Below are 14,825 nucleotides of genomic sequence, written 5' to 3'. Positions count from 1 at the left end.
CTTCAGACGCACCGCTCGATCGGCTGCCTGCTGACGACGCGCCATCCCACACCTCGCTGATCACGAGGTGTTGCGACGACCAGTTGAATTCGCCCTGGCTGCCGCGGTCGGTGTGGAAGATCGCGTTGCCCGCCGTGCGGCCCTGCTGATGGGCCATACGGAGAGCTGCTTCGGTCAGTTCTGCCTGCATGTGATCGGCGATCGACCAGCCGACCAGTTCCTTCGTGCACAGGTCGATCACCGTCGCCAGGTACAGCTGGCCTTCCCCGGTGGGCAGCTCGGTGATGTCTCCGACGAGTTTCAGACCGGCCATCGGAGCGGTGAAGTCCCGCCTGACCAGGTCCTTCGCCGGCACCGCCTTCCTGTCCTGGCGGGTCAGCGACTTGCGCCGACGCCTGGACATGCCCTGGATGGCGTGCTCGTGCATGATCCGCGCGACCCGTTTCCTGTTCGCCACGACACCCCGGCGGTGCAGGGCCCGGGTGACACGCAGGGCCCCGTAGGTTCCCGACGAGGCGTCGTGGATCTGCCGGATCTCTACGAGCAGGTCCTCGTCCGAGGCGTTCTTCGCGTCTCTTGCGGGCTGGCGCTCCTTCCATCCGTAGTAGCTGGATCTATCCCATCCCAGCAGGTCACACACCCTTTTGACCGGGTGTTCCGCGCGGATCTCATCAACGAAGCGGTAGCGGATCACTGCCCCGTCTCCCGTGCGAAATAGGCGGCCGCCTTCTGCAGGATGTCGATGTCCTGCCGGGCATGCGCCAGCTCGTGATTCCGCTCGGACAGCAGCCGGTCCAACTCGCGGACCTGCGCTTTCAGCGCTTCGACCTCCCGGCTCACCGCGACGTCACCGCCGTCGTTGCCGGCGGCTTTACGCCTCCGGCCCAGCTCACGCTCCACCCAGGTGCCCAGCGTCGCTTTGTGCACACCCAGCGACCGGGCGATGTCCGCGACCGGCCTCTCCGGCGAGGAGAGCACCAACTCGACCGCGTCGTTCTTGAACTCTTCCGGGAACTGCTTGCCACGAGCCATGGCAGACCACTTCCACCCGCAGGCCGCCACGCGACCTGCCGTTCAGGTGTCGGCATCGAAGGGGTCACTTCAGCCATGGTCGACCCCGAAGACGACCTCACTGACCTCCGCATGCCCGAACAGGGCACCTACGGCCATATCACCCTGCTGCTCGCCGGGCACCTGGCCGCCGCCGACGGCCTCGTCGATCTCGACGAGCTTGCCATCCGAGTCCGTGAACTCGCCTCCCAGCACGGCGGATTCTGGTCGAAGTCCGCCCGGGAGCCAGGCATGGAGACCGAGCTCGTCGAACAGGCCGTCGCCCGGCTGGCCGCGCTCGGCCTGGTCTCCCGTACTCCCTACGCGGTCGTGGTGCGACCCGCCCTCGCCCGGTACGCGGTCGGCGAGACCGTCATCCGCGAAGCCGGTTCCGCCCCCGTGCCTCCGCAGCGAAAGGCCACCTCGTGACCCGCCTCCCCACCCCGCGGCGTTCCCGCTGGCAACCCCTGCGCATCGGGCTCGTCGACCTGTTCCACTACGACGTGGAGGAGTTCCGCTTCCGGGACGGGCGCCTGCTGCTGCGCGGCAACAACGGCACCGGTAAGTCCAAGGTGCTCGCCCTGACCCTGCCGTTCCTGCTCGACGGCGACCTCAGTCCGCGTCGTGTCGAACCCGACGGCGACCCGGGCAAGCGGATGGAGTGGAATCTGCTCCTCGGTGGCGAGCACCCGCACACCGAACGACTCGGCTACACCTGGATCGAATTCGGCAGGCTCGACGACGCGACCGGCGAGCAGCACTTCCGCACGCTGCTGTGCGGGCTCAAGGCCGTCGGCGGGCGGGGCATCGCCCGACACTGGTACGCCGTCACCCGCCAGCGCGTCGACCACGGCTCCACCGAACGAACGGAGGAGAGCTTCCGGCTCCTCGACGCCACCGGCACGGCCCTGTCCAGGGACCGTCTTGCCGAGGCCGTCGCCGGGCACGGCATGGTGTATGACCAGGCCAAGGCGTACCGCAGGGCCGTCGACGAAGCGCTCTTCGGCCTCGGAGAGCAGCGCTACGCGGCCCTGGTCGACCTGCTCATCCAGCTGCGCCAGCCCCAGCTCTCCAAGCGGCCCAACGAAGCCGCTCTCTCCCGCGCCCTCACCGAGGCGCTGCCGCCCGTGGACCCGGCCGTCATCGCCGACGTGGCCGAGGCGTTCCGCTCCCTGGACGAGGAGAAGGACGAGCTGGCCGCCGCGTCCGCCGCCGAGCGAGCCGCCGCCGCCTTCCTGGAGCACTACCGGCGGTACGCCCGGATCGCCACCCGGCGCCGCGCCCGGCTCCCTCGCACCGAGCACTTCCGCTACGAGCGTGTGCAGCGAGATCTGGCCGATGACCAGGAGCGCCGAACCCACGCCGAGGAGCAGCGGGCGGCGGCCGAGAAGGAGATCAGCTCCCTGGCCGAGACGGGGGAACGTCTGCGGGCCCAGGAGGCAGCGCTGCGCGAGGCGCCCGAGATGCGCGACGCCCGAGAGCTGGAGCACGCCGCCCAGGCCGTGACGCGGACCGGACAGGCGGCGGAACGGGCGCGGCACGACCGGCAGCAGGCGGACGCCCTCCACACCAAGGCCCTCGGACGGCTCGGCACCGCCGACAACCGGCTGCGTGCCGCGCGGGGCGCCGCCGAAGGGATCTCCGCCCATGCGCGGGAGCAGGCAGCCGCCGGGCACGTCGCTCTGCCGGCGGACGACCTGCTGCCCGAGCCCGAATCGCGGCGGGCCGTCGAGGAAGCCACGGACCGCGTCCAACGGGGGCTCGACCACATCCAGCGCCGCGTCGAAGCATCCGAGCGGGCCGCCGCCGAGCACCGTCGGACGTCGGGCCGTCTCGACGAGGCGGAGACCGATCTCGCGCTGGCCGCCGAGACGCACGGCGAGGCGGAGGAGAACGCGGCGCGGGCGGGCCGGGCCCTCCTGGACGACGTACGCGAACGCGCCCGCGCCTGGAAGGAGCTGTCCTACGCCGACGCGACGGGCCTCCTGGACGAACTCCAGGAGTGGACCCGCCACCTCGACGGCCCCTACCCGGCGCGGGTCTCGGCCACCCGGGCGCACACCGCCCGCTCGGTGGACCTTGCCGACCAGGCGGCCGAAGCCGCCCGCGCGACCACGGAGCTGGCAGAGCGCACCGCCGAGGCCCGTCGCGAGCTCACCGCACTGGAAGCCGGTGCCGGACGCGAACCCCGGCCCCCGGCGACGCGGGCCCCCGGCCTGCGCGAAACGCTGCCGGGCGCGCCGCTCTGGCGCCTGGTCGACTTCCGTGACGAACTGCCCGAAGCCGGCCGTGCCGGGCTCGAAGCGGCGCTCGAAGCCTCCGGCCTCCTCGACGCCTGGGTGCTGCCCGACGGCTCCGCCCTCGCCGTGGACGGACACGATGTCCTTCTCTCCCCGTCGAACGGACCGGTGAGCGGCCCCTCACTGGCAGACGTTCTGGGCCCCGCCGTGGACTACGGCGATGGGCGGGCCGCTGTCCTGGACGGGACGACGGTGACCCGACTCCTCGCCGCCATCGGCCTCGACGGCGGGGGAGGAGCCACGACATGGGCTGCACCCGACGGGCGCTTTCGGGTCGGTGCGCTGACCGGTACGTGGGCCAAGCCCGCCGCCACGTACATCGGCGAGGGCGCACGCGAAGCAGCGCGCCGGGCCCGGGTCGCGGCGCTCGGCATTGAACTCGCCTCTCTGCGCGAGGAGTCGGAGAATCTCGCGGCTCGGTCCGCGGCGATCGCGGCACGCCGGCGCACGCTCGACGCCGAGCTCGCAGACGTCCCCGACGAGTCGCCGCTCACCAGGGCACACGCGCTCGTGAGCGCCGCGGCCGAGACCGTACGCAAGGCTCGTGCCCGGTATGAGGGGCGTGCCACTGAGGTCATTGAGATGGCTGAGCTCGCCGAGCGGGCCGCCGCCGAGCTCGTCGAGGCCGCCGCTGATCTGGGGTTGCCCGCCGACCGAACCGGACTCACCGCCGTGCGTCACGCCCTCGGCTCCCTCGCCACCGCGCTGGCGGCCCTGTGGCCCGCGCTGCGCGAACGGGGGGAGGCCGCACGGCAGGTGGACGACGAGCGTGCCGAGGCGGCCGAGGTGCAGCAGCGTGTCGTCGACCTCGCCGAGCGGTCCGAAGAGGCGGCGCGCGAGGCGGCGGCTGCCGATGAGCGGCACCGGACTCTGCGCTCCACCGTCGGCGCCGCCGTCGCCGATCTCCAACGGCGCCTCGCCGAGACCACCGAGGCACAGCGGATCTGTGAGTCCGACCGGAAGAACGCCGGGCGGCGTCACGCCCAGGCCGACCGGGAGGCGAGCCGGGCCGAGGGGCGGATCGAGCAGTTGGAGAAGGACCTCGCCGAAGCCGTCGACGCCCGCGCGGAGGCCATCGCCGCGCTCGAGCGCTTCACGACCACCGGCCTGGTCGCGGTCGCGCTGCCCGAGGTCACCGTCCCCGCCTCGGACGACGGCCACTGGGCCGCGACCCCGGCCATCGCGTTCGCCCGCGCCATCGACTCCGGCCTGTCGTCCACCGACGACACGGACGCCGCCTGGGAGCGCGTACAGCGCGGGCTCAGCGAGGAACTCAAGACCCTGCAGGACACCCTGTCCCGGCACGGACACAGCGCCTCCGCCCGCATGGTCGAGGACGGCATGGTCGTCGACATCGTCTACCAGGGCCGTGAGCGTGCCGTACCCGAACTCGCCGAAGCGCTCGCCACGGAGGTGGGCGAGCTCACCCGCATCCTGTCCGCGCGCGAACGCGAGATCCTCGAGACCCACCTGATCACCGAGGTCGCCGGCACCCTCCAGGAACTCATCGGTGCCGCTGAACGACAGGTGCGGGACATGAACACCGAACTGGAGGACCGCCCCACCTCCACCGGCATGAGACTTCGGCTGGTGTGGCGGGCCTCGCGCAAGGCCCCGTCCGGACTGGCCCAAGCCCGCGAGAGGCTGCGCCAGTCCGCGGACGCCTGGACTTCGCAGGACCGCGCGGCGGTGGGCGAGTTCCTCCAGACCCAGATCGCCCGCCAGCAGTCCGACGACGGCTCCGGCAGCTGGCTCGAGCACCTCACTGCCGCGCTCGACTACCGCTCCTGGCACGAGTTCGGCGTCGAACGCCACCAACACGGGCGGTGGGTACCGGCCACCGGCCCCGCATCCGGTGGCGAACGCGTCCTCGCCATGTCCGTACCGCTGTTCGCCGCCGCCTCCTCGCACTACGCCAGTGCGGGCAGCTCGCACGCGCCCCGCCTGGTCACCCTGGACGAGGCCTTCGCCGGCGTGGACGACGACTCCCGAGCCAAGTGCCTCGGCCTCCTGAGCGCCTTTGACCTCGATGTGGTCATGACCAGCGAACGGGAGTGGGCCTGCTACCCGCAGGTGCCCGGCATCGCCATCGCTCAACTGTCCCGGGTCGACGAGGTGGCGGCGGTCCTCGTCACCCGGTGGGAATGGGACGGCACGCGACGGCAGCGCCGCGAGGACCCCGTACGGCACGCACTCCAGGACGCGCCCGGCGTGGCGGAGCCCGAGCCGCTGTGGAGCTGACCCACGGGCCCGAGCACGGCGCCGAAGCAGTCGACAGCCCGCGTCTCGCCAGGCTGCTCGGCACACCGGATCTCTCCTGGCTCGTCGAACGAGCGCGCCGACGACTGGTGGCCGGGCAGCCCCTGACCGGTACCGTGTCCCTGGCCGATCCCACTCCGGCCCAGCGAGCGGCGGCCGAACGACTTCTCGCCCGGGCCCCCGGTGGCGGCAGGTCTCTGACCGTACGGCTGGAAGCGGTCGACGCTGTACTGCGCCGTTCGAGCGCCAGCCCGAATGGCCTCGCCGCCGCGGTCGCGGCGCTCACTGGGCCTGTCACATCACTCGTCCAAGCCCGCCAAGAGGAGGAGGAAGCCTGGGGGAGGGCGCACACGCCGCTCGACGAGCTCGTCGCTACGGTCCCCGCGCTTGCGGAGTGGGCGGCCCGGATACGCGCCGACGGCCTGGCGCGGCGTCTGGGGCGCACACCAGACGTCACGTTCGACCTGCTCACCGGTGTGTGTACCGCCCTGTACGCACTCCCCGCCGTCCCGGTCGTCTCGCTACCCGCCTTCGCTGCCCGGGTCCTCGGCTGGGCTCACGCCCTTGACGACGGCACACCGCTGGCCACCCTCACTCTGTCCGGGGCCCGTGCGCTGACCGGTTTCCACGATGGTCAAGGCGCCGAATGGCGACGTGAGGCCTGGGCCTCGGTGGGGCTGTTGCGGGACGAGCTGTCCTCGACCGTCCTGACCCTGAACCTGCGCGGCACCCCGGCCCTGGACCGCCTGGCCGAAGACGGCGAACCCTGTGTGCTCACCCTTCGCCAGCTCACCCGCAGACCTCCGGCCGTCGCCGATCCCGTGGTGCGGATCTGCGAGAACCCGACCGTCCTCGCGGCGGCGGCCGACATGCTCGGCCCTGCCTGCCCGCCCCTGGTCTGCCTCCAAGGCCAGCCTTCCGCCGCCGCCCTCACACTGCTCCGGGGGTTGCACGACCACGGAGCGACCCTGTACTACCACGGGGACTTCGACTGGGGAGGGCTCCGGATCGCCGGCGCCCTTCGCCGCCGCGTCCCCTGGCTGCCCTGGCGCTACAAGGCCGCGGACTACCGCGCCGCCGTGCTCCGCTGTGCCCGACCTCCGCTGTCACCGCTCGTCAGCACCCCGACGGAGACCCCCTGGGAGCCCGCACTCGCTACGGCCGTCGCCGAACTCGGTGTTCGTGTCGAGGAGGAGAGGGAGTTGGAGCTGCTGTTGTCCGATCTCAGGTGAGGCGCGTGACCGTCCGGCTGGGCAGGGGCAGTTGAGGGTGAACCGTTCCGGGTTCGGCGGAGACATTGGCAGGGGCGGTGATGGGGTTCTCCCGGTGCAGCGCGAAGTCGTCGGCGTCCGAGACCGAGGAGTTTCTCCGCCCGGGTACCCGGACAGCGGGTCGTTGGGGTCCACCGGCTGCTTGCTCACGCTGCGGCCACTGGTCTCGCCACCCGTGACGTCGCCGTCGGAGGCCGGCGGAGGCCTCGGCAAGATGGACGAGCAGTTGGCGCGCAGCGCCTGCGTGACCAGCAGTCAGGCGGCTCGACAGCGGCCTGGCCCCACGGCATGCCCAGCGGCTCCTCCGCAACACCCGCCCCTCCTTTCCCAGCGTTCGCGGAACGCGCCGTCCGTGCTCCTCCCGCGCCCCCCGTGCGCACTGAGCCGGCCCTTTCGCCCCCAACAAACTGTGTCTGCGGTGATTCATCGTCCGCGTCCGCAAACTTGGAGGGGGACAGGATGCCGGAGGAGTGGGTACGGGCTCTCGTCGCGGAATTTGGATCCGAGTGCAGGGAGCGGCTGAGGGTCAGCGACACGGAGGCATCCATCAGCCTGCCAGTGGCGAAGCTGGTGGAGGCTTTCGCGGCGCGCTGGAAGCTGAGTCCTCGCCTTCATCCTGAGTACCCCTTGCCTGAGGCTCGGGTGCGTCCGGACTACGCGGTGGAGACATCGGGGCGCATCACCGGCTTCCTCGAGCTGAAGGCCCCCGGGCACGACGTCACGCCTGACGGCTTCACGAAGCGGGACCGGGAGCAGTGGGAGCTGATGCGTCGGCTGCCCAACGTGCTGTACAGCAATGGTCGCACCTGGTGCCTGTACCGAGGCGGGTCGCGGCCTCTCCGCACGGCTCGGCTCGAAGGTGATCTGTACCGGTCCGGCAGTCGGTTGCGTACCAGCGAAGCCGAAGGAGTGGCGTTTCTGGATCTGCTGCGGGAATTCCTCGGGTGGCAGCCTCATCCCATCACCTCTGTTGGCCAGTTGGTTTCGTCCATTGCTCCGCTGTGCCAGTACCTGCGAGAGGAGGTACTGGAGCAGCTCGCCCTCGAACGCAGAACGCCGGACGGTCCGCGCAGCCGCCGACGGGCTCCCAGGCCTTTCACCGCCTTGGCGCACCACTGGAGCAAGGTGCTCTTCCCCTCAACCGATGGACAGGACCCCGACCACCTCTTCGCCGACCGTTACACCCAGACGATCGCCTTCGCCCTGCTGCTGGCCCGTATCGAGAACGTACCGCTCGCCGACCGCAACTTCGCAGACGTCGCCCATGAGTTGAAGGCCGAGAACACGGTCATGGGCCGAGCCCTGCAGTTGCTGACGGAGACGGTGGACGCCGAGTTCGCGCGTCGAATCGACACGCTTGTGCAGGTCATCGATGCTGTTGACTGGGAGGCGATCCGAGCCCGGACGCCCGACGCCCACGTTCATCTCTACGAGGATTTTCTCCAGGAGTACGACCGCGATCTGCGTAGGCGCTCCGGTACGTACTACACCCCACCCCGTCTGGTGAAGGAGATGGTCCGCTTCACCGACGCTGTCCTGCGCACCCGTCTGAACTGTGTGGACGGCTTCGCGGACGATCAGGTGACGATCGTCGACCCCGCCATGGGCACCGGCACATTCCTGAGCGAGATCATCGACAGGGTCGCCGAAGAACGCTCCCACCGCGGGGAAGGTTTCCGCGGCGAAGCGGTGGAACAGCTGGCGGGCCGGCTGATCGGCTTCGAGCGTCAGATGGCCGCCTACGCGGTCGCCCAGATGAGGATCACCCAGACCCTCCGCGAGCAAGACACCGACACTCAACTCGGCGATCTGCGGCTCCATCTCGCCGACACCCTTGCAGACCCCTACGAGAGGGCCACGCTCTTCACGTTCCTGCCCGATGGCGATCCTCTGGTCGAGAACACCCGCAAGGCGGACTGGATCAAGCGCGAGCAGAAGGTCACCGTCATGATCGGCAACCCGCCGGACCGGGAGAGAGCCGAGGGGGAGGGCGGCTGGGTGGAGAAGGGCCGCGAGGGGGATCACAGAGCACCTCTGCTCGATGCCTTCCGCCTCGGTGGCAGAAACGGAGTGCACGAGAACAAGCTCAAGAACCTGTACGTCTACTTCTGGCGCTGGGCCACCTTCAAAGTCTTCGAACAGCATCGTTCCGAGTCGGACCGTGGAATCGTCGCCTTCATCAGCACCGCGGGCTTCCTCAGCGGGCCCGGTTTCCGAGGGATGCGAAAGTACCTGCGTGAGACCTGTTCCGAGGGCTGGATCATCGACCTCAGCCCGGAGGGCATCCAGCCACCTTTGCGGACACGCCTCTTCGAAGACGTTCAACAGCAGCTGACGATCGCCGTGTTCGTCCGCAGCAGCGCCAACACCGAACCCGCTCGTATCAGGTACGTTGCTCTGGACGGCAGCACTCGTGAGGAGAAGTACGCGCAGCTGGAGGCTCTCGGGCCCGACAGTGACCAGTGGCGTCCGGTACGTGAGGACGTTCAGGCCCCGTTCACGCCCGCGGCCCTCGGAGCATGGGACACCTATCCCGCACTGAACGATCTGTTGCCATGGACCGTGCCCGGAATTCTGCCCAAGCGGACATGGGTCTACTCGTCGGACCCCGACACACTGCGCTCCCGGTGGCGGAGACTGACCGCCGAAACAGACATCGCCGAGAAGCGCGCCTTATTCCGGGAGACCAAGGGCGGCCGTACCGTAGACCGGCCCGTGAAGCCGCTCCCGGGTTCGACACAGGGAAGACGGTCGATACTGGAGGCAGGTCCCGAGTGTCCGGAACCAGTGCCCGTGGCCTTCCGCCCATTCGATCGGCAGTGGATCATCCCGGACAACAGGGTCCTCGACCGATGCTCGCCGGAGCTGTGGGACAACCGGGCCGAGGACCAGATATATATCGTGGAGCTGCACTCCGAACGGTTCGGTGACGGCCCCGCCACTCTGTTCACTGCGCTGAAGCCGGATATGCATCACTTCGCCGGCTGGGGCGGCGGCAGGGTGATACCTCTCCTGCAGAAGGACGGCACCCCCAATGCGACCCCCGGCCTTCTGCAGCATCTTCGCAACTCCTTCGGTGGGCTGCCCGTCTCCGTAGAGGACTTGGCCGCCTACATAGCCGCAATCACGGCTCACCCCGGATTCCGGTCCCGCTTCCACGACGAACTCACGACCATCGGCGTCCGCGTACCCCTCACCGGAGACACCACGCTGTGGTCGGAGGCGCTGCACATCGGGCGGAAGGTGATCTGGGCCTCCGTCTTCGGGGAGAGGCTCGCGGACCCGGTGGCGGGGAGGCCCGGCAGGCCCCAGGGGGTATGGACGACCGCGCAGCCAGCGATCACTTACCAAAGACAGGTAGGCAGGGACGAGCTACCCGAGAGCTTCGACTACGACTCCGACCGTCTGGAACTCCACTTCGGGCAAGGTGTTTTCGGGCCGGTGACTCAACACATGCGGGATTACCAGGTAAGCGGGCAGAACGTTCTCGACGGCTGGTTGAAACGCAGGACGGGACCACCGTCTCGCAGGGCCGTCAGCCCGCTGGACCACATCCGGCCCGACCGGTGGCATCCTGCCTGGAGCGAGGAACTCCAACACGTGCTGGCTGTCCTGTGGCATCTGGTCGAGCTGCAGTCGGCTCAGAACGAGCTGCTCGACCGTGTTCTCATGTCACCGCTGGTCAGTGTCGCCGAGTTGCAGCGTAGGAATGTCCTGCCTGTCCCGGACACCGCCCGTCGTTCCGCTCCCGCGTGTATACAGACCGACCCCATCCCCGGGACCGAGGGAATCGAGGCGCGCGAGCCGCACGCTGTCAAACCACTCACCGCAGACGGGAGCTCTCCGGCCGCCGCTCCGATGGCGCGGTCGCGCAGGAGCAGGAATTCCGGCGCCACGCAGTCGCCTCGCAGGAAGCGACAAGCTCCGTAGAGCTGCTACCTGACCCGGTGTCCTGGACGGGAAGTCGGAACGTCGTCAGCGAGACGCACAGCGAGAGCGCCAAGACCTGAAGGGCCTGCCCGACTCGATCCAGAACATCTGGCCGCTCGCGGACATCCAGCTCTGCGTGGTCCACATGGTGACGCACGGACGCTCCGAGCGTCCGTAGGGTCCTATGGCTGGGCCATGAACCGCCTCTGACCTGGTAATACGTCAATCCCTCCCCTTCTGATGTCTGCCCGGCCGTCCCCTCCGTGCCGACGCGCAGCCCAACCGGCGCGAGCAGCTCGAGCAGGATGACCCCCGCCGCGTCGCGCCGGTTGGGACACGGGTTCGATGACCGCTACGTGCCGCTATGATTCCGCTTCGGTCGCCCGCCGGGAGGGGGCCGTGGGATTTACGCCCCGAGAACCGTCCCCAGGGAGAAGCGAGGTATGGCAGTGATCTGCGTCGGCGGCATGATCGGGATCGGTAAGACGAGTGTGGCCGAACTGATCGCCAAGGGGCTGGGGAGCAACGTCTTCTACGAGAGCGTGGAGGACAATCCGATCCTGCCGCTCTTCTACACGGCCGGCGCGGAAGAGATAGAGGCGAGGCGTTACCCCTTCCTGCTCCAGCTCTACTTCCTGCAGACGCGATTCGCCGCGATCAAAGAGGCGTACAAGCAGGACGACAACGTCCTCGACCGGTCGATCTACGAGGACTGGTACTTCGCCAAGGTCAATCACGACCTCGGCAGGATCAGCTCCCTGGAGATGCAGGTCTACGAGGGTCTGCTCACGGAGATGATGCGGGAGATCGACGGACTGCCCTACCGCAAGGCGCCTGATCTCATGGTGTATCTCCGAGCGGACTTCGAGACGGTGCTGCACCGCATCGGGCTGCGGGGACGCGACTTCGAGCAGGACCGGAGCCTCGTCGAGTACTACCGGACGCTGTGGTCGGGGTACGACGACTGGGTCCACGAGCACTACTCCGCCAGTGACGTCCTCGTGATCGACATGACCGACACCGATGTCGTCAACCGCCCCGAGGACGCGGAGCGTGTGGTCCGGCAGGTTGCGGATGCCCTGGCACTGGCAAGGGCGCGGCGCGCCTGATTCTCCGCCGGCTCGTCGGCCATCCGGACACCCCCGGCCGGCGGGCGGGCCCGCTGGGCGCAGTCCCGGCGTTCGCAGATCCGGCAGCCGAGCCCGATCGGTGTGGCGGCTCGGGGGTCATCCAGTGCGACGCCTGCCGCGTGGACCAGACGGTGGGCGTGGCGCAGCTCGGAGCCGAGCGCGACGGCGAACTCGGCGCGCGGCGCGTGATGCCCGTGGCCGCCGCGCGTGACGGTGCGGGCGATCCAGAAGTGCCGCTTCCCGTCCGGCATCCTCTCCGTACTCCGGCTGCGCACCGGGTCCAGGTGGTGGTCCTCGTCTTCGCGACCGGAATGGTCACTGCGCTTCCGCTTAGTAGTCGGCTCCGGAAGTCCTTCGGGGCTTGACGTGATTGGTGTGGCTGTGTGGGGCACGGCAGGGTGGGCAGCGGCCGAGGCCGCTGCCCGGCGCCGATGTTGTCAGGCGACGCGGAGGATGCTCTTGCCATGGGTTGCGCCCTCGGCGAGGCGCTGCACGGCCATGTCCAGGTCCCCGAGGTCGTACTCGGCGGTGATGTCCATGCGGACCTGGCCGTCGGCGACGAGGCCGAGTGCACGGCGGGCACTGTCGGCGAGCCGCTCGGGGTGGGTCTGACTGAGCAGGTTGCTGCTGTAGGTCAGGAGCGATTTGCCGTGCATGAGCAGGGGTCTGATGCAGCGTTGGGTGACAGGTTCAGTCACGCGGCCTGAAGAGCCGGTGTGGTCATGACGGTTTGGGACTGCTGCGCGGATGAGTGACACCTTGACCTGACAGGTCGAGAGGCAGCCTGGAAGAAGTCACGCCGTCACTTCTTCCTCGGCGGCAAGCGCACCGAAATCCCGATGCTCTCCGCGCGGCAGCGGGCCAGTAGTTCGACCCGTACGGCGAGCCGGTCGGTCAGCTTGTCCACTTCTACCTGGGCTGTCCTGCTGCGATCCGGTCCGCGCCGTACAGGAGCAGTGCCCCGGTCAGGCAGGCGAAGGCTGCCGTGTGCCGCAGTGCGCGCACGACGTTCGACCGGAGGTGGTCACCCTTGTTGCGCAGTGGCCCTTCGGCAGCGTCGGTGGTCACGAGATCGACATGCCCCCGTCGATGGACAGCACCTGACCAGTCATGTAGTCCGCGTCCAGCAGCAGTTCGATGCCTCGGGCCACCTCATCGGGCGTGCCCGGGCGGCCGAATGCTGTCCGGCCCACGAGTGCGGTGCGGACCGCGGCCGGTATTTCCTCGGTGAGCGCGGTGTCCATGAGGCCCGGTGACAGCGCGTTGACCGTCACATCGAACCGCCCGCACTCCAGGGCCAGGCTCCGGGTCATCCCCAGCACGCCGGCCTTGGCCGCCGAGTACGCCGTCTGGCCACGGCTGCCGAGAAGGCCGGCGGGCGAGACGACGTTGATGATGCGGCCCCATCGGCCCCGCATCATGTCCGGGAGTGCCGCCCGGCAGGTGTGGAAGGTGCCGAGCAGATTGACGGCGACCGTCCGGGTCCAGTCGTCGACGGACTGGGTGGCCATGAGGCCGTCCCTGCGGATCGCGCCCGCGTTGACGAGGACGCTGATGCCGCCCAGCTCGGCGCGTACCCGGTCGATCATGTCCCGGGTGGCGGCCCAGTCGGCGACGTCCGCCCCCACGAGGGTGCTCGGCCTGCTGAGCTCGGCCGCCACCTTGCGGGCCCGGTCCTCGCCGCTGGTGTAGTGCAACGCCACCCGGTAGCCACGGTGGTCGAGGACCCGCGCCACGGCGCCGCCGAGCGCTCCCGAAGCGCCGGTGACGAGAGCGATCCGGCCGTCGGTGTCCGGCGCCGCCATCAGGCGGACGCTCCCGTACGTGCGCTCACCGGTCGGCGCGGTGAGGCCAAGGAGGGCGCCGGTGCGAGGCTTTCCGCCGCGGTCTCGCCCTGACGTGCCCTCCGTAGGCGCCGAAGGCCGAGGATCCGGGTCCGGTCGAAAGTCATCACACCACTCCGTAGGTACGGGGTACGGGTCGGGGAAGGGGGCCGGTGGCGGGTCGGAGCGGGGTGCGAGCAGTTCCGGGCGGGGTTTCACCTCTGACGGACTGGCTCCACCTCGCCCGGAACTTCCGCCTCCGGCCGGTCTTGCTACGAGGCGGTGGACGATTCGTCGTCGGCCTCCGCCACGAAACGCTCGGCCGCCGCCGAGTCGAGTCCCAGCGAGGCCAGGATCCCGGCGCCGTCCTCCTCCTCCAGCAGTCCCAGCAGCATGTGGCCGGTGCTGACGCTGTCCTGGTCGAGGCGCAGGGCCACCCGTGACGCCAGTTCCAGCGCCTTCTTCGCGTGGGCGTCGTACGGGATGAGCACCGGATCGGCATCACTGCGCGGAGGCAGGGCGGCCACCGCCGTGTCTCGCGCCCGGTCGAGGTCGATGTCCTGTGCCCGCAGGGCGCCGACCGCGCTGCCGTCGGTGCCGAGCAGGCCGAGGAGGACGTGTGCCGGGAGGATCTCGGCGTTGCCGGCCACCTTGGCCTCGTTCATGCCGGCGATGATCGCGCTGCGGGCGGACCGGGAGAACTTCTCGAAGGCATTCGACGGCTTGGCGTCGGGCTTGCCGACGAACCGCTTCTGGGCTGCCTGTCGGGTGACGCCCATGCTGCGGCCGATGTCGGTCCAGGACGCGCCGGAACGACGGGCCTGGTCGACGAAGTGGCCGATGAGATGGTCGGCGACCTCGCCGATGTGGTCGGCCAGCAGGATGGCGCCGCTGAGCTGGTCGAGGGCGGTGGTGTGGTTCTCGGTGATCGCCGTGATGAGCTCGTCGAGCTTGACCGGCGGAGTGATCTGCGTCATGGTGTCAACCTTAGGTTGTCAATCGATGGGTGTCAACCCGAGGTTGTCACTTCTCTCGGCCGGTCCTGGGCGCGCGTGGCCGCCC

The 14,825-nt window shown here is 69.5% G+C and carries 11 protein-coding genes and 1 pseudogene; 5 read left to right on the top strand and 7 right to left on the bottom strand.

The window, feature by feature from the left end:
• Positions 1-694, bottom strand: a 694-nt coding sequence (locus tag ACIRD8_RS36785) for an IS3 family transposase (protein WP_404001839.1), incomplete at its 3' end; no start/stop codon positions are given.
• Complete coding sequence (locus ACIRD8_RS36780) at positions 691-1,032, bottom strand: transposase (protein ID WP_265541898.1); 342 nt, start codon at positions 1,030-1,032, stop codon at positions 691-693. The genes ACIRD8_RS36780 and ACIRD8_RS36785, both read right to left, overlap by 4 nt.
• A 75-nt stretch (positions 1,033-1,107) precedes the next feature.
• Between ACIRD8_RS36780 and ACIRD8_RS36775 the strand changes: the two genes are divergently transcribed.
• From ACIRD8_RS36775 to ACIRD8_RS36755, 5 genes are all read left to right on the top strand, one after another.
• A complete protein-coding gene (locus ACIRD8_RS36775; RefSeq protein ID WP_404001835.1) occupies positions 1,108-1,479 on the top strand; it encodes a DUF2398 family protein in 372 nt (123 codons plus the stop codon).
• Positions 1,476-5,591: a TIGR02680 family protein gene (locus tag ACIRD8_RS36770; RefSeq protein WP_404001832.1), complete on the top strand. Its 4,116-nt coding sequence runs from the start codon at positions 1,476-1,478 to the stop codon at positions 5,589-5,591. Before ACIRD8_RS36775 ends, ACIRD8_RS36770 begins: the two co-directional genes overlap by 4 nt.
• Positions 5,582-6,841 carry a TIGR02679 family protein gene (locus tag ACIRD8_RS36765; protein WP_404001829.1) on the top strand — a complete coding sequence of 420 codons (1,260 nt, stop codon included), beginning with the start codon at positions 5,582-5,584 and terminating at the stop codon, positions 6,839-6,841. The genes ACIRD8_RS36770 and ACIRD8_RS36765 overlap by 10 nt, the downstream gene beginning before the upstream one ends.
• A 597-nt stretch (positions 6,842-7,438) precedes the next feature.
• Positions 7,439-10,810 (top strand): type ISP restriction/modification enzyme, encoded by a 3,372-nt coding sequence (locus tag ACIRD8_RS36760; protein WP_404001826.1) that lies wholly within the window; start codon positions 7,439-7,441, stop codon positions 10,808-10,810.
• Positions 10,811-11,253: 443 nt separating this feature from the next.
• Positions 11,254-11,919 (top strand): deoxynucleoside kinase, encoded by a 666-nt coding sequence (locus ACIRD8_RS36755; RefSeq protein ID WP_404001823.1) that lies wholly within the window; start codon positions 11,254-11,256, stop codon positions 11,917-11,919.
• On the opposite strand, the pseudogene ACIRD8_RS36750 reads toward ACIRD8_RS36755, so the two are convergent.
• The 5 genes and pseudogenes from ACIRD8_RS36750 to ACIRD8_RS36730 all read right to left on the bottom strand — a co-directional run.
• A pseudogene (locus ACIRD8_RS36750) lies at positions 11,840-12,191 on the bottom strand (short-chain fatty acyl-CoA regulator family protein); the annotation flags it as partial. The gene ACIRD8_RS36755 and the pseudogene ACIRD8_RS36750 sit on opposite strands and share 80 nt — an antisense overlap.
• Positions 12,192-12,377: 186 nt before the next feature.
• Entirely contained in the window at positions 12,378-12,596 is a 219-nt protein-coding gene (locus ACIRD8_RS36745) for a zinc-binding dehydrogenase (protein ID WP_404001820.1), read from the bottom strand.
• Between the two features lie 253 nt (positions 12,597-12,849).
• Entirely contained in the window at positions 12,850-13,008 is a 159-nt protein-coding gene (locus tag ACIRD8_RS36740) for a hypothetical protein (RefSeq protein WP_404001818.1), read from the bottom strand.
• Entirely contained in the window at positions 13,005-13,745 is a 741-nt protein-coding gene (locus ACIRD8_RS36735) for an SDR family oxidoreductase (RefSeq protein ID WP_404001815.1), read from the bottom strand. Before ACIRD8_RS36735 ends, ACIRD8_RS36740 begins: the two co-directional genes overlap by 4 nt.
• Positions 13,746-14,035: 290 nt before the next feature.
• Positions 14,036-14,740 carry a Clp protease N-terminal domain-containing protein gene (locus ACIRD8_RS36730; protein ID WP_404001813.1) on the bottom strand — a complete coding sequence of 235 codons (705 nt, stop codon included), beginning with the start codon at positions 14,738-14,740 and terminating at the stop codon, positions 14,036-14,038.
• Between the last annotated feature and the right edge of the window lie 85 nt (positions 14,741-14,825).

The sequence above is a fragment of the Streptomyces sp. NPDC102451 genome (assembly GCF_044765485.1).
In the GTDB taxonomy this organism is placed as follows: domain Bacteria; phylum Actinomycetota; class Actinomycetes; order Streptomycetales; family Streptomycetaceae; genus Streptomyces.
The sequence above is the reverse complement of the archived record's forward strand: the minus strand, read 5'-3'. Positions and strand labels throughout refer to the sequence as shown.

Excerpts from the sequence above, each read along its gene's own strand:
- ACIRD8_RS36735 (WP_404001815.1), bottom strand. The coding sequence starts at position 13,745 with ATGGCGGCGCCGGACACCGACGGCCGGATCGCTCTCGTCACCGGCGCT.
- ACIRD8_RS36775 (WP_404001835.1), top strand. The coding sequence starts at position 1,108 with ATGGTCGACCCCGAAGACGACCTCACTGACCTCCGCATGCCCGAACAG.
- ACIRD8_RS36780 (WP_265541898.1), bottom strand. The coding sequence starts at position 1,032 with ATGGCTCGTGGCAAGCAGTTCCCGGAAGAGTTCAAGAACGACGCGGTC.
- ACIRD8_RS36755 (WP_404001823.1), top strand. The coding sequence starts at position 11,254 with ATGGCAGTGATCTGCGTCGGCGGCATGATCGGGATCGGTAAGACGAGT.
- ACIRD8_RS36745 (WP_404001820.1), bottom strand. The coding sequence starts at position 12,596 with ATGCACGGCAAATCGCTCCTGACCTACAGCAGCAACCTGCTCAGTCAG.
- ACIRD8_RS36730 (WP_404001813.1), bottom strand. The coding sequence starts at position 14,740 with ATGACGCAGATCACTCCGCCGGTCAAGCTCGACGAGCTCATCACGGCG.